Origin of the sequence: Pseudoxanthomonas sp. F37, assembly GCF_022965755.1 — a bacterium.
Taxonomy (GTDB): domain Bacteria; phylum Pseudomonadota; class Gammaproteobacteria; order Xanthomonadales; family Xanthomonadaceae; genus Pseudoxanthomonas_A.
Genome location: NZ_CP095187.1, coordinates 3,802,629 through 3,822,965, shown reverse-complemented (window position 1 = coordinate 3,822,965; position 20,337 = coordinate 3,802,629). Strand labels below are relative to the sequence as shown.

Sequence of the window (20,337 nt, the reverse complement as noted above, 5' to 3'; positions counted from 1 at the left end):
CCTCAGGGGGACCGGCCACGCCTACGCGCGGGACCCTAGTTGGCTCCGATAGATTCCCGACTGCTGGAGAAGGAGGCCCACCCGTCTGCTGGGCTAAAGTGTGCGAGGGCGCGATAGGGGTCAGCCATGAACTCTTCGATCGACGGACCTTTGTACGCGTTCGCCCGAGAAGTGATTTCAGGGCGTATACGAGTTCTGTCGGGCCAGCTTTCGCGTGAGCGCAATAGGCCAGATCGAAATAACGCTTTATGCGCTGAGTGCGTGTTGATCACTATAGATCGGCACGACTTTGGCATGGCCGTTTCCGACCCGAAGCGGACATCAGGCCAGATCCGTCAAGGATAATCAGTCGACCTGCTCAACGCCTGCCACGTGGCACGCTCTTCAAGACGGTCGCGATCAGCCCGCTCGATGGCGTCGAATGCGTCCGTTCCCAGTGCCACTCTCAGTGGCGGTGACATTGCGCTTGCGACACGTATGATCGCCTGGGCCGCACGCGCCGGGTCGCCTGGCTGGTGGCCATCGTAGGCACGCTGGCGCCTCGCGGCGGCACCAACGACGGCATCGTAGTCGGCACGCCCCTCTTTCAACGAAGTCGAGGTGCCCGCGAAATCAGTCCTGAATCCGCCAGGCTCCACGATGGTTACTTTCACGCCCACAAGCGCCATCTCCAGCGCGAGTGACTCGGAGAATCCCTCAACGCCCCACTTCGCGGCGGAGTATGCGGCGCGGCCCGGCGCCCCCAGACGGCCGCCCACTGAGGAAAGCTGGATGATATGGCCACTGCGCTGTTCTCGCATTCGTGGAACCACGGCCTTCGAGACAATGATCGTGCCAAACAGATTGGTCTCGATCTGCCGCCTGAAGTCGTCCAGAGTTGTGTCCTCGACTGACCCAACGTCCCCGTAACCTGCATTGTTCACGAGCACGTCGATTCCACCGAAAGCATCGACCGCGACGTCCACGGCTCTTGCAGCGGCTAATGGGTCGGTCACGTCAAGCGCAACCAAACGAGCATGATCGCCATGACGTTCGACAAGATGGCGCAAGCTGGAGGTATCTCGAGCCGTTACGAGTGCGTAATCGCCCGCCTCCAGCACCGCTTCAGCGAGGGCCAAGCCCAAACCGCGTGAACTACCGGTAATCAACCATCGCTTGTTCATTTCATTCTCGAGATAAGAGTAAGGAGCGCCTTACGCCGACACATCAGCGCGATGTCGCGGGACGCTGCGAAACGGATCCAGAGCTCAGCAGCGTACGGATCATTGCTTCGGTTTCCTCATACTGCCCTTCACCGAAGTGCTGGTACACGATTCGCCCCTGTTGATCGATCAGGTACATGGCAGGCCAATAGCGATTGCCGTAGGCATTCCACGTCTCATAGCCATTGTCCTGGGCGACCGGATAGGTGATCCCAAGGCGCTGCACCGCTGCCCGAAGGTTGCTCAGCTTCTTCTCATACCCGTACTCGGGCGTGTGCACGCCGATGACGACGAGTCCCTGATCCTTGTACTTGGCATGCCACTGTTTGACGTGAGGCATGACACGAACGCAGTTGATGCAGGAGTAGGTCCAGAACTCGACCAGAACGACCTTCCCACGGAGGTCCTGAAGATTCTTGGGCGAGGAGTTGATCCAGTTGTCGATGCCCTTGAAATCAGGCGCCATCGGTGCGGGCCTGGTCTGCGTGGGCTGAACAGGATCCGCCTGGACGTTAGGGGAACAAGCGGCGGCGAACACGCATGCGGCCAGCATTGTCGCAAGGGAAGAGAGCTTTTTCATGAGATCAGAGACCTTGGGAGAGGGGGGAAGCCACTGCGTGGCCCAGGCGGACACGAATACGTCGTACTGGAGCAGCTGAAGAATGGCGACACCGATCGCGATCAGGCCAAAGACTTTCCTCAGCAGGTCGGCATGCTTCTGGAAGAACGAGAGACGTGAATTGATCCAGCGACTGCCGTAGGCAATCAGCAACATCGGAATGCCGGCGCCGATTGCGTAGAGTCCAAGCATCCCGCTGGCTTTCGCGGGTGACTGCGAACTCGCAGCCAAAGCAAGCACCGAAGCAAGGACGGGGCCCGCACATGGCGTCCACGCCAGCCCAAGCGAAGCGCCAACAAGCAGCGCGCCGGACCTTCCGCTGGCTTGAAGCAAGCCAGGGCCGGCCGGCCTCACCTGATGCCATTGCGTTTGCACCCATGCCACTGACCGCTCAAAGGGGGTTGGCCAGAAGCAAGCCAGGCCGGCCAGCATCAGCACTACGATCGAGCTGGTGCGAATACTTGCTTGAAGCTCCCCGGAAGACGCCGCCAGAACGCCCAAAAGGATGCCGCTGGCGGCAAAGCTGCCGACGAAGCCGGCAATGATCCACAAGGGCGTTACCCGATCTTTTCCGGCACCTGTCGCCAGGACGATGGGAAGGATGGGCAGGATGCAGGGAGAGAGGATGGTGGCCATGCCCGCTAGGGCAGCCAGTGCATATTCGATCATGGGAGAACCATCGGCGCGGCGGAGGTGTCTATTGCATCGCGGCTGTGTCAGCGCTTTATGTCGGGCGACCCGGACATTTGTATCCGGATCGCCTTTGAATGCCTTGGGACACGTGCCGTTACTTCAGACCAAGCGAATCTGTACGTCGATGTTGCCTCGCGAAAGCTTGGAGTACGGGCAGGTGCGATGCGCTTCGTCGACGATGGCCTGTGCCTGTTCGGATGCAATTCCAGGCAGTGAGATGGCCAGGCGAGCCTGGAGCTGATACTCCTCACCCACCTTTCCGAGGTCGACTTCCGCATCGATGGCGGTGTCAGCGGGCAAGGCAACGCGAAGCTTGCGGGCCGCGATGCCCATCGCACCTTCGAAGCAGGCTGACCAGCCCGCCGCAAACAACTGCTCCGGGTTGGTACCCGGACGTCGGCTGCCGGGAGGTGAGAGAGCTACATCGAGCTGGCCATCGTCGCTGCGGGTGTGGCCTTCACGGCCACCGACCGTGTGCGTCTTGCCGGTGTAAAGCACGGTGTCGATTGCGTTCATGAGTTATCTCCAGTCGGAAGAAGTTGAAGAGCGGATTGGTTAGCGGGCGTACTGTGTAAAAACGTAGTCGCGGTCTTTCACGCGGGCTGCGTGGCATGCATGGCAGGTCTTGTGCTGGGCTTCATCGACGGGCTTCCCATCGATGAAACGTCCGTAGCCCCACCCGCCCGTACTCGCGTATCTGCGTGAGTCCTTGACCATGACCTGGACGGTGGTGGCCGCACCGGGAATGGAGGCGGGTGCAAAGTCCGGTGACTGCTCATGCTTCCAGGCCAGCTTCACCAGCACTGTTCCGTCGGGAAACGGGCGCTGGTTCTCGCGATAGGCGCGCATGGCCTTGGAATTTCCGACCACGACGCGTAACTCGTCCAGCGGTGCGGCCTCCTGCGCTGGTGCTATGAAGGGCCACTCGCGATAGCCATCGGGCAGCTGGACGCCGTAGATGGGTGAGACTGGGCGGGTGCTGTCGTATGCCTGCACCACGCCCACCAAGCCCAGCGCGGAGCCTGCGGCCAGCGTTACCAGCAGCAACGTCCTGATCGATTTCATTCGGGTGCTCCTCCGTTCACAGGTGGGTGGCGTCGACGACCGCCTGGATGAACTCGGCGGGCGACTCCTGCGGCGGGTTGTGTCCAACGCCGCCCGTGAATGTGCGGTGCTCGTATTTGCCTACGAACTTGGTGGCATACGTCTCCGGCTTGGGGTGCGGGGCTCCGTTGGCATCGCCCTCGATGGTGATGGTCGGCACCTTGATGACCGGTGCCTGCGCCAGACGTTGCTCCAGAGCCGCGTACTTCGGTTCGCCCTCGGCCAGGCTCAGGCGCCAGCGATAGTTGTGGATGACGATGGCGACGTGGTCGGGGTTGTCCAGCGCGGAAGCGCTACGGTTGAACGTGGCGTCATCGAACTTCCACTGCGGGGACGCCAGTTCCCAGATCTTCTTCGCAAAGTCGTGGGTGTACTGCGTGTACCCGGCCTGGCCTCGGTCGGTGGCGAAGTAGAACTGGTACCACCACTGCAGTTCGCTCGACGGCGGAAGAGGTTTGCGGCTGGCCTCCTGGCTGCCGATCAGGTATCCACTGACCGACACGAGCGCCTTGACCCGCTCGGGCCATATGGCTGCCACGATGTCCGCGGAGCGCGCGCCCCAGTCATAGCCGGCCAGCGTCGCGCGACGAATGTTGAGGGCATCCATCAATGCGATCACATCGGACGCGAGTGCAGCCGGCTGCCCGTTGCGTGGCGTGTCGGCGGACAAGAAGGTGGTCGTTCCATAGCCTCGCAGATGTGGAACGATCACGCGGTAACCGCGTGCCGCCAACTGCGGCGCGACTTCCGCGTAGCTGTTGATGTCGTACGGCCAGCCATGCAGCAGGATGATGACTTCACCCTTGGCAGGACCGAGGTCGGCGTAACCGATACGCAGGTCTCCCGCATCGACGTGCTTATTGGCCACCAACTCGGGCGGCAGCGTTGGAGAAGCCGCTTGAGTCGCCGATTGCGCGAATGCGGTTCCGCTGAACATCAGGAAGGTACCCGCCAGCCATGACAGGGCGCGCGGACGGCGGGGATTCGAAGCAGAGATCGCGAACATGGTGGATCCTCCAGCAGGGTGGATGAAGGGATGGATCGGGAGGCGCGGCACGCGTGTGCGTGCCGCGGTCTATTCAGATGGAGTAACCGCCGTCCATCGTCAGGCTGGCGCCTGTCATGTAGCTGGCCTCGGCACTGACCAGATAGGCCGCCAGCGATGCGACTTCTTCTGGGCGTCCCACGCGTTGCAATGGGCTGCGCTCAGCGAGATGGTCGAGGAAGCCGGCAGTAATGTCGGTCTCGATCGGGCCCGGCTGGATGTTGTTGATCGTGATCTTGCGCGGTGCCAGATCCAGTGCCACTTCACGCACCAGCGCGGCGACGGCGGCCTTTGTCATGACGTAGACGCTTCCACCGACCGATCCGCTGCGCTGGGCGGTGTTGCTACCGATCGTGATGATTCGGCCGCCATCGGCCATCTTGGCGGCCGCAGCCTGGATCGCAAGGAAGACACCTCGAACGTTGACCGACAGCATCAGATCCAGCGTGTCGACCGGAAACTGCTCCAGAGGACCGCCCTGATATACGCCGGCATTGACGACGGCGACGTGCAGGGTGCCCAGCCTGGCGGTGGCGACGGCGACGGCGGCCGTGATGGCATGCTGATCCGCTGCGTCGGCCTGCAGGGCAATGGCCTGGCCGCCATCGGCCTGGATGGCGGCGACCACGTCGGCGGCCTTGTCGGCGCGCGAAGCGTAGGTCAGGGCAACGGCGTAGCCCTCACGGGCCAGGCGGCGCGCAATGGCCGCACCGATGCCGCGGGAACCGCCGAAAACCAGAGCAGCCTTGGGGGTGGGGGATTCAGAGGTGTTCATCGTCGTTTCCTTCGAGTGTGGCCGACGGGGGCTCCGCGGCGATGGCCCATTTCGCGCCCGTCCGGTATCCGGGACGTGTCTGGATGCAGGGAGATTTGTCGCCCTTTTCCCGGAACCGGCCCGTGGATACGTTCTGATACAAACAAGCGACATCCGCCCGCTTGGCGGGAGGCCCACTGGCGCTACCATCCCCTGCGACAGATCCGTGGCCAGGCGTGGCCGCACCTCCGGAGCTCCGACATATGTCGTCCCACACCGATCACATCCTCGTCGTCGACGATGACCGAGACATCCGTCAGATGGTGGGCGACTACCTGAAGCGGAATGGTCTACGCGTCAGTTTGGCAGCCGACGGACGCGAGATGCGTGGCGTTCTGGATACCAGCGACGTGGATCTGGTCGTGCTCGATGTGATGATGCCCGGTGAAGACGGCCTGTCCCTCTGCAGGAACCTCCGTGCCGGAAAGCACCGGGCGGTACCGGTGGTGCTGCTCACCGCCCGCGATGACGAGACCGACCGCATCATTGGATTGGAGATGGGCGCTGACGACTACGTCAGCAAGCCCTTCTCATCGCGGGAGCTTCTGGCACGCATCAACGCTGTGATACGCCGTGCGCGCATGCTTCCTCCGAACCTTCAGGTCTCCGAGGCCAGCCGGTGGATCGGGTTCGGCGACTGGCGCCTGGACACCACCGCCCGCCATCTGATGGACAAGGCCGGGACGGCGTACCCCTTGAGCGGGGCCGAGTTTCGTCTGCTTCGGGTATTCATCGACCATCCGCAACGCGTGCTGAGCCGCGACCAGCTGCTCAACCTGACGCAGGGACGTGATGCGGAAGTTTTCGACCGCTCGATCGATCTTCTTGTCAGCAGGCTTCGACAGCGTCTTGGCGACGGTGCGCGGGAGCAGACGTACATCAAGACCGTTCGAAGCGAGGGCTACGTGTTCAGCCAGGCCGTCGTTCTTGAAGGCGAAGAGCCGTGAACCTGCCGCGCCGTGCCTTCACCCGGTGGCTACCCAGAACACTCAGGACGCGCCTGTTACTGATATTGGGAGCGGGCTTGCTACTCGCGCACGGACTGTCCTTCGCGCTGCTGTTCGAGGAGCGGGCGGATGCCACCCGATCGATGATGCTCAGGAACCTCTATGAGGACATTCCTGTCAGCGTTGCGCTATTGGAGAACCTGCCCGCGGATCAACGGAGCGAGTGGATTCCCCGCCTTGAGCGCCGGACGTATCGCTACCTCCTGCGGCCAGCACAGGCGGGTACGCCGTTGTCCACCTCACGCTCGCGCCAAGTGACAGGATTGATCGACGACGCGCTCGGGCGTGAGTACACGCTACGGCCGCGAGCTGTGTCCATTGAGCCGGAACGCTACGAGGTGGAGCTGACGCTCCACGACGGCCAGCTTCTGACCATCGAGGTGACGCCCTCACTGATGCCCTTGGCGCGCTGGTTGCCATGGGTACTGGTCGCGCAGGGGGCGTTGCTGTTGATCTGCGTGGGCGTTGCCGTTCGACTGGCTACGGGCCCTCTGGCTCAGCTCGCGAAGGCGGCCGAGCACATGGATCCCGCCGGCAATGGTGCGCCATTGCCCCAGGATGGGCCGTGGGAGGTGGCTCAGGCAGCGAGCGCACTCAATCTACTCCAGACGCGCGTCGCGACACACGTGGCCGAGCGGACCCAGATCCTTGCCGCCATTTCGCATGATCTGCAGACACCCATTACCCGCCTGAGGCTGCGGGCAGAGGCACTGGAGGCCACCGCCGAGCAGGAGAAGATGCTGAGCGATATCGACCAACTCAGCCTGTTGGTGCGCGAAGGCCTAAGCTACGCTCGAAGCGCGTCAGTCACGTTGGGCCCGGCGGTTCGACTGGACATGGCGGCATTCCTGGAAAGTGTCGTGGCTGACTATCAGGACGCCGGGCGCGCCGTGGTGCTCTCTACCCGAGGCTCTGCGTCTCACGACACCCATCCCCAAGTACTGCGTCGAATCCTGCAGAACCTGATCGACAACGCGCTCAACTACGCCGGCGATGTCGAGACCAGACTGCGCATCGATGAAGCGGAGCGGATCCATATCGATGTGCTTGATCGTGGACCTGGTATTCCGCCCGAGCAGTTGGAGAATGTAGTGAAACCTTTTCAGCGGCTCGAACCATCACGGTGTCGCGGCACGGGCGGCACAGGCCTTGGGTTGGCCATCGCACAGCAACTCACCCAGGCACTCGGCGGCGCACTACGACTTTCGAATCGGGACGGTGGCGGTCTCCAGGCAACGATCGAGCTGAACTCCCCGTCTTCGTCGAACGTTCAGCACAACGGCGCCTCGTGCTGACACAATATCCGTGACCGAAGTGAACTTGGAGCCCGCTGGACGTGTGATAGCCCCGTTCCCCTGAGACGCATGAGCACCCCCCGACTGTGGGGAGCTTCAGCTGTGATCGCCTCATGTCAGGCGACTAAAGGAGGAACCCATGTCCGGCGCCTGCATCCGCGCATCCCGCCTGTCGTTTTCGTGGCCAGACGGCACGTCCGTCTTCGCCGATTTGTCATTCGTCTTTGGTCCATCGCGGATCGGCCTTGTCGCGCCCAATGGGGCAGGCAAGACAACGTTGCTACGCCTGTTAGCGGGCGAGCTTCCATTGCAGGCCGGCATCATCGACATCGCCGGTCGAGTGGGCTACCTGCGGCAGTACTGGAACGGCGCCGCCTATGCGACGGTTGCTGAGCTGCTGGGTGTCACCGATGCGCTGAATGCGGTGGATGCCGTGCTCGCCGGCGCAGCCGATGCCACACAGTTGGAGCGCGCCGACGGTCACTGGAATCTGCGCGAGCGCGTCGCTTTGCAGCTGTCGGCATTTGGCCTGCATGACGTCTGCCTGCAGCGGGAGATCTCCACTTTCAGCGGCGGAGAGACAATGGCATTGGCGCTGGCGGCCCAGCTGCTGAGGACGCCTGATGTCCTGCTGTTGGACGAACCCACCAATCACCTGGACCGGAAAGCACGCCAAAGGCTGCGCACCGTGTTGGAGTCGTTCCGTGGATGCCTCCTGGTGGCAAGCCACGATCGAGGTTTGCTGGAGGACATGCAGGAAATCGCGGAACTGCAGCCCGCGCGCCTTCGCATGGTCGGAGGTGGCTACAGCGCCTACCGGTCTGTCGCCGAGCGCGAGCAGCTCGGTGCCGAACAGCAGGTGCAGCACCTACGCAAGGAACTACGACGCGAGAAGCACGAGATGCATCAGGCTCGCGAGCGTGCGGACCGGCGTGCATCCAATGCCGCGCGCAAGGCCCCCGTTGCAGGACTGCCAAGAATCGTCGCAGGAACGCTGGCAAGCCGAGCCGAAGTTTCCGCCGGTAAAGCGGCTGGTGTGCATGCCGAACGCGTCGACAAGATGCGAAGCGCGCTGCGGAGTGCCGAGCAGGACGCCGCCTCCTCTACCGTGCCGCGCTTTTCACTGCCTGCCACGCGTGTAGGTGCCACGCAGCACGTACTGACCGCGGAGAGCGTGCGGGCTCTTGGCCAAGAGAGCCCCCTTTGGGGTGCTGCCGGGATCACACTGACGATCCGCGGGCCAGAGCGCATTGCGCTGATGGGGGACAACGGCGTGGGGAAAACCACGCTCCTGCGAATCCTGGCTAGCGAGATGAACCCTTCGGCTGGGGAACTTCGCATAGGCACCACCCGTGCAGCCTATCTCAGTCAGCGCCTGGATCAGTTGGCGCCTGCGAAGTCGCTAGCCGAGAATTTTGAAGACAAAGCGCCCCGCCTTTTACCGCAGGAACGCGCCGATGTACTGGCAAGGCTGGGATTCCGTGGCGATCGCATGAAGCTGCCGGTCACCGCGCTGTCCGGCGGAGAGCGCTTGCGGGCAACCCTTGCCTGCGTTCTGCACGCAGATGAGTCTCCACAGTTCCTGTTGCTGGACGAGCCTACCAATAACCTCGATCTGGAAGCTGTTCTGCAGCTAGAACAACTGCTTCAGAACTACGAAGGTGCAATGGTGCTCGTAAGCCATGACACGGACTTCGTGGAGTCCATCAGGCCCACCCGACGCCTGAGCCTGACGGCAAGGGGGCTGGTTGAGTTGCCCAGTTGATGGACGTCCGCTTCTGGCCGGAAGCGGACAAGTGCAATGTCGTGCCCCGATATGTGGATAAAGGCCCGGAGGGCAGCGCCGGATATTCTGAAGGTAGGCTGCCAAAAGGGGGGCAGGAACCCCTGAGCAGGCGTCTCGCCATGGTCCGTATCGGGGTGCGCCCGTCGAGTAGGGGCGGATAACCCCGCATCCCTGACGCTTGGCTGGCCACCGGATTGACCATAGTTTGGCCCGTTGGTCGCAACCCTGGTCCCCCGTTCACCGATGCGCGGGGCTTCATGTGCGGGGTCGGCTCAGTTATACTCCCCCCACTATCCGAGACCCGCCCGTATGCCGCATTCCCCCGCCGACAAGAAGAAGGCGCTCACCCGCGTGCGCCGCATCCGCGGGCAGCTGGATGCGCTGGAGCGCGCGCTTGAAGAAGGCGCCGACTGCGCACCGGTGTTGCAGCAGCTCGCCGCCGTGCGTGGCGCGGTGAACGGGCTGATGTCGGAAATCCTGGAAAGCCACCTGCGCGAGGAGTTCGCGCAACCGGCCGCTACCCCCAGACAGCGCGAGGCCGGCATCGACGCTGCCGTCGCGCTGGTCCGTTCCTATCTGAGGTAAGCGTGGGCCATGTCCGCGATGCGCCTCGGCCAAGGACGGGAAACGCATCGCGGGCGTGGCGCGCGCCTACAGACAAACCCCCTTCCCGCAGGAGACTGACCATGAAATCCCGTGCCGCCGTCGCTTTCGCCGCAGGCGAACCGCTGAAGATCGTCGAGATCGATGTCGCCCCGCCGCGGAAGGGCGAAGTGCTGGTGAAGATCACCCACACCGGCGTCTGCCACACCGATGCCTTCACGCTGTCGGGCGACGATCCGGAAGGCCTGTTCCCGGTGGTGCTGGGCCATGAAGGCGCCGGCATCGTGGTCGAGGTGGGCGAGGGCGTCACCAGCGTGAAGCCGGGCGACCATGTCATCCCGCTCTACACCGCCGAGTGCGGCGAGTGCCTGTTCTGCAAAAGCGGCAAGACCAACCTGTGTACCTCGGTGCGCGCCACCCAGGGCAAGGGCGTGATGCCGGACGGCACCTCGCGCTTCTCCTACGAAGGCCAGCCGCTGTACCACTACATGGGCTGCTCGACCTTCAGCGAATACACCGTGGTGGCCGAAGTCTCGCTGGCGAAGATCAACCCCGATGCGAATCCCGAACACGTCTGCCTGCTGGGTTGCGGCGTTACCACCGGCATCGGCGCCGTGCACAACACCGCCAAGGTGCAGGCCGGCGATTCGGTCGCCGTGTTCGGCCTGGGCGGCATCGGCCTGGCCGTGATCCAGGGCGCGCGCCAGGCGAAGGCCGGCCGCATCATCGCCATCGACACCAATCCGTCGAAGTTCGAGATGGCGCGCCAGTTCGGCGCCACCGACTGCGTCAATCCCAAGGACTTCGACCAGCCCATCCAGCAGGTGATCGTGGAGATGACGGGTTGGGGGGTGGACCATTCCTTCGAATGCATCGGCAACGTCAACGTCATGCGCGCCGCACTGGAATGCGCGCATCGTGGCTGGGGCCAAAGCGTCATCATCGGCGTCGCCGGCGCGGGGCAGGAGATTTCCACGCGGCCGTTCCAGCTGGTGACCGGGCGCAAGTGGATGGGCACGGCCTTCGGCGGCGTGAAGGGGCGCACGCAGCTGCCGGGCATGGTGGAGGACGCGATGAAGGGCGAGATCGAACTGGCGCCGTTCGTCACCCACACCATGCCGCTGGACGACATCAACCAAGCGTTCGACCTGATGCATGAAGGCAAGTCGATCCGCTCGGTGGTGCATTACTGATGGAACGCGTCGAACACCGCGCCTGCTTCGGCGGCTGGCAGGACGTCTACGAACATGCATCGCCCACGCTGGGCTGCACCATGCGGTTTGCCGTCTACCTGCCGCCGCAGGCGGAAGCGCAGAAGCTGCCGGTCCTCTACTGGCTGTCGGGCCTGACCTGCACCGAGCAGAACTTCATCACCAAGGCAGGCGCGCAACGTTACGCGGCCGAACACGGGATCATCCTCGTCGCGCCGGACACCAGTCCGCGCGGCGACGGCGTGGCCGATGCCGAAGGCTACGACCTGGGCAAGGGCGCGGGCTTCTACGTCAACGCCACGCAGGCGCCATGGGCGGCGCACTACCGCATGTACGACTACGTCCTCCACGAGCTGCCGGCGCTGATCGAAGCGGAATTCCCGGCGACCGGCGCACGCGCGATCAGCGGGCACTCGATGGGCGGGCACGGTGCGCTGACCATCGCGCTGAAGAACCCCGGCCGCTACCGCAGCGTCTCGGCGTTCTCGCCGATCGTCGCGCCCACGCAGGTGCCGTGGGGCGAAAAGGCATTCGCCGCCTATCTGGGCGAGGATCGCGCCGCCTGGAGGGCGCACGACACCGTCGAACTGATCGCGCAGGCCACGGAACGGCTGCCGCTGCTGGTCGACCAGGGCGATGCGGACGAATTCCTTCGCACGCAGCTGAAGCCGGAACTGCTGCAGGCCGCCGCGGCGGCCGCCGGCCACCCGCTGACCCTGCGCATGCAGCCGGGCTACGACCACAGCTACTACTTCATCGCCAGTTTCATCGGCGACCACCTGGCGCACCACGCGGAGGCCCTGCATCGATGAACCGTGAAGAGATGGCGGTCCCGCGCGGGCCGCTGGTGTTCTACGTCCGTCTGCGCGTGAAGCCGGAGTGCGTCGATGCATGGCTGCAGGCGGTCCACGACATCGTCGACGCGATGTCGAAGGAAGATACCTTCCTGTCGTGCGCGCTCCATCGCGACGCGAACGACCCGACGCTGTTCGCCCTCTACGAGCGCTGGGCCGAGCCCGACGTGGCCACCTTCCTCGCGCGGCAGGACAAGCCCTACCGGCGCGATTACGAGGCGCGCCTGCCCGATCTGCTGCAGGGCCCGCGCGAGCCGCAGGTGCTGGTGCCGTTGGCCGAGTGGCCGCAGGCGGATCAATCCGGCACGGCGTAGTCGGTGAAGGCGAAACGCCCGTCGCGCAGCTCGGTACCGCCCGGTGCGAGCGCCAGCGGCGCAGCGAACATCGGGCCGGCCCACACGCAGGTGTGGAACTCGCCGTTCTCGCCACAGGGATCGACGTTCCCCGGCAGCTCGCCAAGCAGGGTTTCATCGAAGGTGCGGCCGGCGAAGCGGGCGTCCAGCTGCTGCGTGTCCACGCAGCACAACCGGGCCCCCAGGCCGCCGGCCAGCATCTCGCGCGCCAGCCTGGCGGTATCCGCGCCGAACAGCGGCGTCATCACCTCCCAGCCGGCCCTTGCCAGGTTCTGCACGCGATAGGCGCGGATGTCCTCGAGGAAGAGATCGCCGAACGCCAGGGTGCGCAGGCCTGGCCAGCGCGCCGCGGCCTCCGCCAGTGCGGAGGCCATGGCGGTTTCGTAGTCGGCGTTGGCGCACTGCGCCGGGATCATCGCCTCGATCAGCGGCAGGCCGGCGGCACGCGCCTGCGCATGCAGCACGCTGCGACGGATGCCCTGCATCGACACGCGCTGGTGCTCGCGCGTGACCGTCGTCAGCAGGCCCACGACATCGACATCGGGGCGCTGCCGGAGCACGTGCAGCGTCCACGCCGCGTCCTTGCCGCCGCTCCAGGCCAACAGGACGGGCGTGCGGCCGCTCAGGCCGCGGCCACGTCGCGCAGTTCCCACGCGCCCCCGGCCAGCAAGCGCAGGCGGTGCTTCAACACATGGCCGGGGATGGAGGAGCGGGCGACCAGCAGGATGCTGAGATCGTCCTGCTGCCCGGCGACCGCGGCCTCGGGGTCCACGGCGCCCAGGCCGGGGTCGACTTCATCCGGATCGTCCTGGCGTGCGCGCCAGCGCTCGAACAGGCTGCTGGTGCGCAGCGCATGCTGCAGCTGTGCGGCGAATTCCTCCGCGCCGTGCGCGTCGAAACTGAAAGCCGGATCGCCGCCGCGCGCGCGGGCGGGATCGGGAAGACTGATGTAGTAGCGGACCGCCATGGCGCCCCCGGTTCGAGCCTGGGGCATAGCGTAGCCTTGCCGCGTTAGGCCGTCGTTATGCCGTCTTGAACGGTGCGGGCGGCGCGGCGAAGGCGGCCACCACCGCGCCCTTGCCCACGTTGACCATGCCGGTGAGGCTCATGACGCTTTCGAACACCTCCACCTTGTTGTTCTCGCAGATGTCGCGCAGGCGCTGGTAGCCGGGCAGGGCACGCATCTCGGACAGTTCGCCGCCATAGCTCAGGCAGACGGTGGGCGTCATCAGTCCGGCCATCACCCGGTTGCCGGTGAACTTGAACATCTGCTCGACCGCATTCTCGAAACCCTTGATCTTGGCCACCGGCTCGGTGTTGCCGGCGTGGCCGTAGAGCACCGGCTTGATGTCCAGCGCGCTGCCCAGCGCCGCGCTCAGCAGGCCGACGCTGCGGTCGCCCTTGGTGCGGGCGCGGTTGCGCAGGTAGTACAGGTCGCGCGGAATCATGTAGCCGTGGGTGTTCTGCGCCAGTTCTTCCAGGCGCACGCGGATCTGCTGCACGCCGGCGCCGGCGTCGCGCATGCGCACGGCTTCCACCGCGGTGATGCCCTGCGCGGCGAACAGGTTCTGGGTGTCGATCACGCGCAGTGCGAACGGCGAGTTGTGGCCCGCGGCCTGCCGCACCGGCTTGTAATCGTTGAGGATGGCGAAACTGGCCTGCATCGCGTTGTCGTAGATCGGCGAACGCGTCTTGGTGATCGTCATGCAGAACACATGGTCGTAGTCGATCACCAGCCGGCCCAGGAACAGGTCGCGGATCTGGTTGACGGTGAACGGCGTGGTCTCGGCCTCGTGACCGCGCTCGGCCACGTGCGCGTGCAGGAAGCTCAGCGTGGCCTGCTCGTCGCGGTGATCGGCCAGCACGGCTTCGCCGATGCGCACCGTGATGGGCAGGATGACGATGTTGTTCCGTTCCAGATACTCCAGCGGCAGGTCGCACGCAGAGTCCACGACTATCCCAATGCGCATCTCAGCCCCTCCCGGCATCCGTCGCATTTGTGCTTATCTCCGCAAAACTAGCGGACAACGGCGGGCAAGTCGTCGCGTAAACGCATGAAGTGTGATACGCATCACCTTTTTGTCGCGGCGGCCCGGAGCCCGAAACCAAGCCTCCATCCCGTTTCCGGGCCGGCCTGTGCCGCAATCTCGATGTGATATATGTCACAAATATGATGCGCGCCGGCTTGTTCGGGGGCCGGCCGCGCCCGACACTCCCACCGAACGCATGGGGCAACATGAAACAGGGGCGGTGGATGCTGCTGCTGCTTCTGGCCTTGCCGGCGGTGGCGGGCGCACGAGGGGAAAACATCGTGCACGTCGACCGCATCCAGCCGCAGGCGCTGGAACGGCAGGCGGGACAGCGCGCCGGATTGTTCTCGGAACGCCGCTTCGAAAGCGGTGGTGCGTCCATGCGCGTGATCGGCAACGGTGAGTGGCGCATCACGCCACGTCCGGGGGTGCGCGAACCGCTGCTGGTGCTCTACCACCCCTACACGGCGCGGGTCAGCGTGCAGGACCCACGGGGCGGGACGGTGCGGCGCCAGGACATCTTCAGCCCCCATCTAGACCCGCGTTACAGCCGGCGGGCGCTGGTGTTCCCGCTGACCGGCGAAGGGCCTGTCCATGTGAAGGTCGAGGGCGCGCGCTATCCCCTGCGGGTGGCCGTGGAGTCGGGCCCGGCCTACGCGGCCGCCGACCTGTGGCACGTGCGCCTGGTGCTTCCGGCGATCGGCGTGGTGTTGGGCGTCTCGCTGGCGGTGCTGCTGTTCTGGGCCATGCTGCGCGATCGCGTCTACCTGCTGTATGCGGGGGCGATGCTGTTCCAGCTGCTGTACGCCTTGTGCTCGTACGGCGAGGCGTACGCGTGGCCAGGGCTCTCGGTGCTGGCGCGTTTCGGTGCCCAGGGCATCTGGGCCGTCGGCACGCTGGCCACCATCCTGCTGGTATACCTGTGGCTGGACTACGCCGGCCTGCGCAAGGTCACGCCGCGGCTGGCGTCGGCCGTGCGTGCCGTCGGCGCCTATGGATGCGGCCTGACGCTGGTGTTGCTGCTGTCGCCGTGGCCCGCCGACAAGGCGTGGTTTCCCGACATCGCCAACGCCCTGTTCCTGCTGACCAATGCGATCGCCCTGGTGACCCTGGTGGTGGCCTGGCGCCGCGGCCAGCGGCATGCCGCCTACGTGCTGATCGCCTGGGTGCCGTTGCTGGCCTTCACCATGGCGCGGGCGCTGCGTTTCAGCGTGGGCGAACGCGCCGAGCCCTGGCTCGAATACGGCCTGCCGTGGGTGCAGGCGTTCACCGCGGTGGTGCTGGCGCTGGGCCTGGCCGACCGCATGCTGACCTTCCGGCGCGAACGCGATCGCGCCAAGGCGCATGCCGAACGCGACGGCCTGACCGGCGTGCTCAACCGCGGCGGCATCGAGCACCGGCTCGACTGGGCGCTGATCGAGCGCGAGCGCGAGCGCATTCCGGTGTCGCTGCTGTTCATCGATCTGGACAACTTCAAGCAGGTCAACGACCGCCATGGGCATGCGCTGGGCGATGCCTGCCTGCGCGCGGTGACGCGCGCGGTGAGCGAGCAGTTCCAGTACGGCGACCAGCTCGGCCGGCTGGGTGGCGAGGAGTTCGTGCTGGTGCTGTCGGGGGTGGAACTGCCGGCGGCCATGCGCATCGCCGAACAGGTGGGCGCGCGCATCCGGCGCGACTGCGCCCGGGTGGATGGCGTGGAGGTGGGTGTCACCGCCAGCATCGGTGCCGCGCAGGCGCGCGACGGGGATTCGGTGGCGTCGCTGATCGCGCGCGCCGACCAGGCCATGTACGTGGCCAAGCGTGCCGGCGGCGACCGGGTGGTGAGGGAAGACGCCCCGGAGCGCGTCCCCGGAAACACGAAGGCGCCCGAGGGCGCCTCCGTGGACTGAACCCAGGCGGGCGGGTTACTTCGAATAAGCGCGCGGCAGCGGGCCCGCCTGCTGCAGGTAGCGGTCGCGCAACTCGGTCTGGCGCGAGCGCATCGGCATCGCGCGCCCCCCAGCCATACCTGCTGCGCCGTGTGGGCCACGTCCAGCGGGTCGCCGCTCCATAGCACCAGGTCGGCCAGCTTGCCGGGCGCGATCGTGCCCACGCGGTCGCCTACGCCGAACGCCTCCGCCGGCACCCGGGTCAGTCCGGCCAGGCCGTCTTCCCACGAAAGCCCGTTGGCGACGGCGTTGCCCGCCAGCTGGCGGATCTTGCGCGCGTTGTGCGAGGCATCGCCGGCCTGCGAGAAGCTGACCGCCACGCCGGCCGCGTCCAGCCGCGCCGCATTCTCGAGCGTGGCGCCGATCTGGTCGAAGTCCGCCGGCAGGTCCGCCAGCGCGTCGACGAACACCGGCACCCTGGCGTGCGCCAGCTGCGGCGCCAGCTTCCAGGCCTCCGCGCCGCCCGCGATGGCGATGCGCACGTTCTCGCGCTGCGCCCAGCGCAGCAGCTGGCGGATGTCGGCGGCACGGTTCACCGCCACCACGATGCGGCCGTTGCCGGCCAGGTAGCGCGCCAGCGTGGCGCGGCCTGCCGGCGTCAGCAGCGCGTGCGGCGAATCCACCGGCACCCGGCCGCGGGCCTCGGCGACCATCTGGTCCAGCAACATCCACTGCGCCGCGCGCGATTTGCCGCTCAGCTCGGACGCGCCGCCGCCCAGGCGTACGAACAGCGCGCGCGGGCCGACCGGGTCGGCGCTGCCGTCCAGCCGCACCACGCCGCCCTGGCCGGCGATGAAGGAGCCGCCGGTCGAGGCCGCCAGCAGGGTGAAGCCGATGCCTTCCACGCGCGCCACCGGGATCACCACCGACGCGGGGTTGTACGCCAGCGTCACGTCGAACTCAGGACGCATGGGCTGGTCCTGCAGCGTCACCGCCGCGTCCACCGTCGAGGATTCGCCGGAGACCTCCTCGATGCCGATCTCGGTGATGCCGCCGAAGAAGGCCGGCGTCAGCGGACGGCCGTTGGCCTCCACCACCGTCGCCGCAGCCGATGCCGCCAGCCCGCTGCCGACGGCCTGCACCACGCCGTTGCGCACCAGCACGTCCGCGTTCTGCAGCGTGCCCTGCGCACCGGCGGTGTGCACGGTGGCGTTGCGGATAAGGACATCCTGAGCGAGCGTGACGAACGAGGTGGACGCCAATGCCATCGCCACGGCCAGCACCTTCACCGTCGTCCCAGCGAACGCGGGGACCCATGTTGACGTTGGGCGGTTGCGGCCAAGCAAAAGCAAGATGGATCCCAGCGTACGCTGGGATGACGGCATGGACACTGGCTGCATGCGACTCACGGCAGCACCTCCTGATAGCCGAAGGCAGCGGAAGAGGCGGACGCCGGCACGGAGGCCAATCCCCACAATCTCACCGTCGTCCCAGCGAACGCTGGGACCCATGTTGACGTTGCTTTTGCACCTGCTTTGGGTTTCAAACCCGACCGCAAAGTGGATCCCAGCGTGCGCTGGGATGACGGCATGGACGCTGGCTGCATGCGGCTCACGGCAGCACCTCCTGATGGCCGAAGGCAGCGGAAGAGGCGGACGCCGGCACGGTGGCCAACCCCCACAATCTCACCGTCGTCCCAGCGAACGCTGGGACCCATGTTGACGTTGGGCTGTTGCGGCGAAGCAAAAGCAAGGTGGATCCCAGCGTGCGCTGGGATGACGGCATGGACACTGGCTGCATGCGGCTCACGGCAGCACCTCCTGATGGCCGAAGGTTGCGGAAGAGGCGGACGCCGGCACGGAGGCCAACCCCCACGATTTCACCGTCGTCCCAGCGAACGCTGGGACCCATCTTGACGTTGAGCGGTTGCGCCGAGGCAAAGGCAAGGTGGATCCCAGCGTGCGCTGGGATGACGGCATGGACGCTGGCTGCATGCGGCTCACGGCAGCACCTCCTGATGGCCGAAGGTGGCGGAAGAGGCGGACGCCGGCACGGAGGCCAACCCCCACGATTTCACCGTCGTCCCAGCGAACGCTGGGACCCATGTTGACGTTGAGCGGTTGCGGCGAAGCAAAAGCAAAGTGGATCCCAGCGTGCGCTGGGATGACGGCATGGACACTGGCTGCATGCGGCTCACGGCAGCACCTCCTGGTGGCCGAAGGCAGCGGAAGAGGCGGACGCCAACACAGTGGCCAAACCCAACGATTTCACCGTCGTCCCAGCGAACGCTGGGACCCATGTTGACGTTGGGCTGTTGCGGCGAAGCAAAAGCAAGATGGATCCCAGCTTGCGCTGGGATGACGGCATGGACGCTGGCTGCATGCGGCTCACGGCAGCACCTCCTGGCCCAGCATGAAGTCGGAGACGGGCTGCCTGCTGCGGTCGCCGCGGTCGTAGAGACGCGCGCCGTCGATATAGACCTGCTCGGCCCTGGCGTACACGCTGAAGGGGTTCTGGTTCCATACCACCACGTCGGCCATCTTGCCGGCCTCCAGCGTGCCGGTGCGCTCGGCGATGCCCAGCGACCTGGCCGCGTTGCTGGTCACCCAGCGGATGGCGCGCTCGGGTGGGATATCGCCCATGCCGGCCCGGCGCGCATTCGCCATCACCTTGGCCGCCTCCTGGTTCAGGCGCTGGATGCCCTCGTCCGAATCCGAATGCACGATGGCGCAACTGTTCGCGGGACGGTCCACCAGCGCGATGTTCTCCTGGATGCCGTCGAACGCCTCCATCTTGAAGCCCCACCAGTCGGCCCACAGCGCCCCGCATACGCCTTCCTGCGCCAGCCGGTCGGCCAGCTTGTAGGCCTCCACGCCGTGATGGAACGCCGCCACCTTGAAGCCGAACTCCTTCGCCAGGTCGAGCATCGTGGTCATCTCATCGGCGCGGTAGCAGTGGATGTGCACCAGGATCTCGCCATTGATCGCGCCCGCCAGCGTGTCCAGCTTCAGGTCCCGCTTGCCGCCGCTGTCGCCGGAGCTGTCGGCCTTGTCGTCGCCGGATGCGCGCTCCCACCAGCGCTTCTTCTTCGGTTGCTGGGGCTTGGGCGCGTTCTTCTTCAGGTATTCGCTGGCGTCGATGAAGGCGGCGCGGTAGCCGGCCACGTTGCCCATGCGCGTGGCCGGGCCGCTCTTGCCGCCGTACACCCGCTTGGGGTTCTCGCCGCAGGCCATCTTCAGGCCCCACGGCGCGCCGGGGAACTTCATGCCCTGGTAGCTGGTGGACGGCACGTTCTTCAGCGTCACGCCGCGGCCGCCGACCAGATTGGCCGAGCCGGGCAGGATCTGCAGCGAAGTCACGCCGCCGGCCAGCGCCGTGTGGAAGCCGGGGTCCTGCGCCCAGATGGAATGCTCGGCCCACACGTTGGCCGTCACCGGCGCGGTCATCTCGTTGCCGTCGCTGTGGGCCTTCACGCCCGGGCTGGGGTACACGCCCAGGTGCGAGTGCACGTCGATCAGTCCCGGCGTCACCCACTTGCCGGTGGCGTCCACGCGGGTGGCGCCCTCCGGCGCGGACAGGCCGCGACCCACGGCCACGATCCTGCCGTCGGCCAGCAGGACGTCGGCGCCGTCCAGGCGTTCGCCGGTGCCGGTCAGCACCGTCGCGTTGGCCAGCAGCACCGGCGCCGACGGGATGGCGCGGTAGGTGCTGGGGTACGGGTCCTGGGTGAAGCGGGAGGCGGGCGTGGCGGCCAGCGCGCCGCCGCCCAGCGAGGCCAGGATCAGCCCGGCCAGCAAGGTCGTTCGCATCGTGTGTTCCCCTGGAAGAGACCCGAAACCTAACCGGCGGCGCC

The 20,337-nt window shown here is 65.9% G+C and carries 18 protein-coding genes and 1 pseudogene; 8 read left to right on the top strand and 11 right to left on the bottom strand.

Going from position 1 to position 20,337, the window contains the following annotated elements:
- Positions 1-335: 335 nt before the first annotated feature.
- The 6 genes from MUU77_RS17795 to MUU77_RS17770 form a co-directional block, all read right to left on the bottom strand.
- On the bottom strand, positions 336-1,163 hold the full coding sequence (locus MUU77_RS17795) for an oxidoreductase (RefSeq protein WP_245089783.1): 828 nt from the start codon (positions 1,161-1,163) through the stop codon (positions 336-338).
- 43 nt (positions 1,164-1,206) lie between these two features.
- Entirely contained in the window at positions 1,207-2,490 is a 1,284-nt protein-coding gene (locus MUU77_RS17790; RefSeq protein WP_245089781.1) for a cytochrome c biogenesis protein DipZ, read from the bottom strand.
- Between the two features lie 123 nt (positions 2,491-2,613).
- Positions 2,614-3,030: an organic hydroperoxide resistance protein gene (locus MUU77_RS17785; RefSeq protein WP_245089778.1), complete on the bottom strand. Its 417-nt coding sequence runs from the start codon at positions 3,028-3,030 to the stop codon at positions 2,614-2,616.
- Between the two features lie 39 nt (positions 3,031-3,069).
- On the bottom strand, positions 3,070-3,579 hold the full coding sequence (locus MUU77_RS17780) for a cytochrome P460 family protein (RefSeq protein WP_245089775.1): 510 nt from the start codon (positions 3,577-3,579) through the stop codon (positions 3,070-3,072).
- 16 nt (positions 3,580-3,595) lie between these two features.
- Positions 3,596-4,624 (bottom strand): alpha/beta hydrolase, encoded by a 1,029-nt coding sequence (locus MUU77_RS17775; RefSeq protein WP_245089772.1) that lies wholly within the window; start codon positions 4,622-4,624, stop codon positions 3,596-3,598.
- A gap of 73 nt (positions 4,625-4,697) precedes the next feature.
- Positions 4,698-5,438 (bottom strand): SDR family oxidoreductase, encoded by a 741-nt coding sequence (locus tag MUU77_RS17770; RefSeq protein WP_245089769.1) that lies wholly within the window; start codon positions 5,436-5,438, stop codon positions 4,698-4,700.
- A 242-nt stretch (positions 5,439-5,680) separates the two neighbouring features.
- On the opposite strand from MUU77_RS17770, the gene MUU77_RS17765 reads away from it, so the two are divergent.
- The 7 genes from MUU77_RS17765 to MUU77_RS17735 all read left to right on the top strand — a co-directional run bounded on the left by MUU77_RS17765 (position 5,681) and on the right by MUU77_RS17735 (position 12,547).
- Positions 5,681-6,424 carry a response regulator transcription factor gene (locus MUU77_RS17765; protein ID WP_245089766.1) on the top strand — a complete coding sequence of 248 codons (744 nt, stop codon included), beginning with the start codon at positions 5,681-5,683 and terminating at the stop codon, positions 6,422-6,424.
- The gene (locus MUU77_RS17760; protein WP_245089763.1) at positions 6,421-7,779 is read left to right on the top strand and encodes a HAMP domain-containing sensor histidine kinase; all 1,359 of its coding nucleotides are present in this window, start codon (positions 6,421-6,423) and stop codon (positions 7,777-7,779) included. Before MUU77_RS17765 ends, MUU77_RS17760 begins: the two co-directional genes overlap by 4 nt.
- Before the next feature lie 139 nt (positions 7,780-7,918).
- Positions 7,919-9,544 (top strand): ABC-F family ATP-binding cassette domain-containing protein, encoded by a 1,626-nt coding sequence (locus tag MUU77_RS17755; protein WP_245089760.1) that lies wholly within the window; start codon positions 7,919-7,921, stop codon positions 9,542-9,544.
- Between the two features lie 330 nt (positions 9,545-9,874).
- On the top strand, positions 9,875-10,150 hold the full coding sequence (gene frmR / locus MUU77_RS17750; protein WP_245089758.1) for a formaldehyde-responsive transcriptional repressor FrmR: 276 nt from the start codon (positions 9,875-9,877) through the stop codon (positions 10,148-10,150).
- 101 nt (positions 10,151-10,251) lie between these two features.
- Complete coding sequence (locus MUU77_RS17745) at positions 10,252-11,361, top strand: S-(hydroxymethyl)glutathione dehydrogenase/class III alcohol dehydrogenase (protein ID WP_245089755.1); 1,110 nt, start codon at positions 10,252-10,254, stop codon at positions 11,359-11,361.
- On the top strand, positions 11,361-12,191 hold the full coding sequence (fghA, locus tag MUU77_RS17740; RefSeq protein ID WP_245089753.1) for an S-formylglutathione hydrolase: 831 nt from the start codon (positions 11,361-11,363) through the stop codon (positions 12,189-12,191). Before MUU77_RS17745 ends, fghA begins: the two co-directional genes overlap by 1 nt.
- Positions 12,188-12,547 carry a putative quinol monooxygenase gene (locus tag MUU77_RS17735; protein ID WP_245089750.1) on the top strand — a complete coding sequence of 120 codons (360 nt, stop codon included), beginning with the start codon at positions 12,188-12,190 and terminating at the stop codon, positions 12,545-12,547. Before fghA ends, MUU77_RS17735 begins: the two co-directional genes overlap by 4 nt.
- On the opposite strand, the gene MUU77_RS17730 is transcribed toward MUU77_RS17735, so the two are convergent.
- From MUU77_RS17730 to MUU77_RS17720, 3 genes are read right to left on the bottom strand one after another with little or no spacing between them, the layout of a single operon-like run.
- A complete protein-coding gene (locus MUU77_RS17730; RefSeq protein ID WP_245089747.1) occupies positions 12,529-13,239 on the bottom strand; it encodes an ATP-binding protein in 711 nt (236 codons plus the stop codon). The genes MUU77_RS17735 and MUU77_RS17730 overlap by 19 nt on opposite strands.
- Positions 13,209-13,553: a hypothetical protein gene (locus MUU77_RS17725; RefSeq protein ID WP_245089744.1), complete on the bottom strand. Its 345-nt coding sequence runs from the start codon at positions 13,551-13,553 to the stop codon at positions 13,209-13,211. Before MUU77_RS17725 ends, MUU77_RS17730 begins: the two co-directional genes overlap by 31 nt.
- Positions 13,554-13,608: 55 nt before the next feature.
- Positions 13,609-14,556 carry a DegV family protein gene (locus tag MUU77_RS17720; protein ID WP_245089741.1) on the bottom strand — a complete coding sequence of 316 codons (948 nt, stop codon included), beginning with the start codon at positions 14,554-14,556 and terminating at the stop codon, positions 13,609-13,611.
- A 284-nt stretch (positions 14,557-14,840) separates the two neighbouring features.
- Between MUU77_RS17720 and MUU77_RS17715 the strand changes: the two genes are divergently transcribed.
- Positions 14,841-16,505, top strand: coding sequence for a diguanylate cyclase (locus tag MUU77_RS17715; protein ID WP_245089738.1), 1,665 nt, complete (start codon positions 14,841-14,843; stop codon positions 16,503-16,505).
- A gap of 15 nt (positions 16,506-16,520) precedes the next feature.
- On the opposite strand, the pseudogene MUU77_RS17710 reads toward MUU77_RS17715, so the two are convergent.
- Positions 16,521-17,752 (bottom strand): annotated as a pseudogene (locus MUU77_RS17710) (amidohydrolase family protein).
- 1,119 nt (positions 17,753-18,871) lie between these two features.
- A complete protein-coding gene (locus tag MUU77_RS17705; protein ID WP_245089736.1) occupies positions 18,872-20,293 on the bottom strand; it encodes an amidohydrolase in 1,422 nt (473 codons plus the stop codon).
- Between the last annotated feature and the right edge of the window lie 44 nt (positions 20,294-20,337).

Excerpts from the sequence above, each read along its gene's own strand:
- MUU77_RS17795 (WP_245089783.1), bottom strand. The coding sequence starts at position 1,163 with ATGAACAAGCGATGGTTGATTACCGGTAGTTCACGCGGTTTGGGCTTG.
- MUU77_RS17790 (WP_245089781.1), bottom strand. The coding sequence starts at position 2,490 with ATGATCGAATATGCACTGGCTGCCCTAGCGGGCATGGCCACCATCCTC.
- MUU77_RS17785 (WP_245089778.1), bottom strand. The coding sequence starts at position 3,030 with ATGAACGCAATCGACACCGTGCTTTACACCGGCAAGACGCACACGGTC.
- MUU77_RS17780 (WP_245089775.1), bottom strand. The coding sequence starts at position 3,579 with ATGAAATCGATCAGGACGTTGCTGCTGGTAACGCTGGCCGCAGGCTCC.
- MUU77_RS17775 (WP_245089772.1), bottom strand. The coding sequence starts at position 4,624 with ATGTTCGCGATCTCTGCTTCGAATCCCCGCCGTCCGCGCGCCCTGTCA.
- MUU77_RS17770 (WP_245089769.1), bottom strand. The coding sequence starts at position 5,438 with ATGAACACCTCTGAATCCCCCACCCCCAAGGCTGCTCTGGTTTTCGGC.
- MUU77_RS17765 (WP_245089766.1), top strand. The coding sequence starts at position 5,681 with ATGTCGTCCCACACCGATCACATCCTCGTCGTCGACGATGACCGAGAC.
- MUU77_RS17755 (WP_245089760.1), top strand. The coding sequence starts at position 7,919 with ATGTCCGGCGCCTGCATCCGCGCATCCCGCCTGTCGTTTTCGTGGCCA.
- frmR (WP_245089758.1), top strand. The coding sequence starts at position 9,875 with ATGCCGCATTCCCCCGCCGACAAGAAGAAGGCGCTCACCCGCGTGCGC.
- MUU77_RS17745 (WP_245089755.1), top strand. The coding sequence starts at position 10,252 with ATGAAATCCCGTGCCGCCGTCGCTTTCGCCGCAGGCGAACCGCTGAAG.
- fghA (WP_245089753.1), top strand. The coding sequence starts at position 11,361 with ATGGAACGCGTCGAACACCGCGCCTGCTTCGGCGGCTGGCAGGACGTC.
- MUU77_RS17735 (WP_245089750.1), top strand. The coding sequence starts at position 12,188 with ATGAACCGTGAAGAGATGGCGGTCCCGCGCGGGCCGCTGGTGTTCTAC.
- MUU77_RS17725 (WP_245089744.1), bottom strand. The coding sequence starts at position 13,553 with ATGGCGGTCCGCTACTACATCAGTCTTCCCGATCCCGCCCGCGCGCGC.
- MUU77_RS17720 (WP_245089741.1), bottom strand. The coding sequence starts at position 14,556 with ATGCGCATTGGGATAGTCGTGGACTCTGCGTGCGACCTGCCGCTGGAG.
- MUU77_RS17715 (WP_245089738.1), top strand. The coding sequence starts at position 14,841 with ATGCTGCTGCTGCTTCTGGCCTTGCCGGCGGTGGCGGGCGCACGAGGG.
- MUU77_RS17705 (WP_245089736.1), bottom strand. The coding sequence starts at position 20,293 with ATGCGAACGACCTTGCTGGCCGGGCTGATCCTGGCCTCGCTGGGCGGC.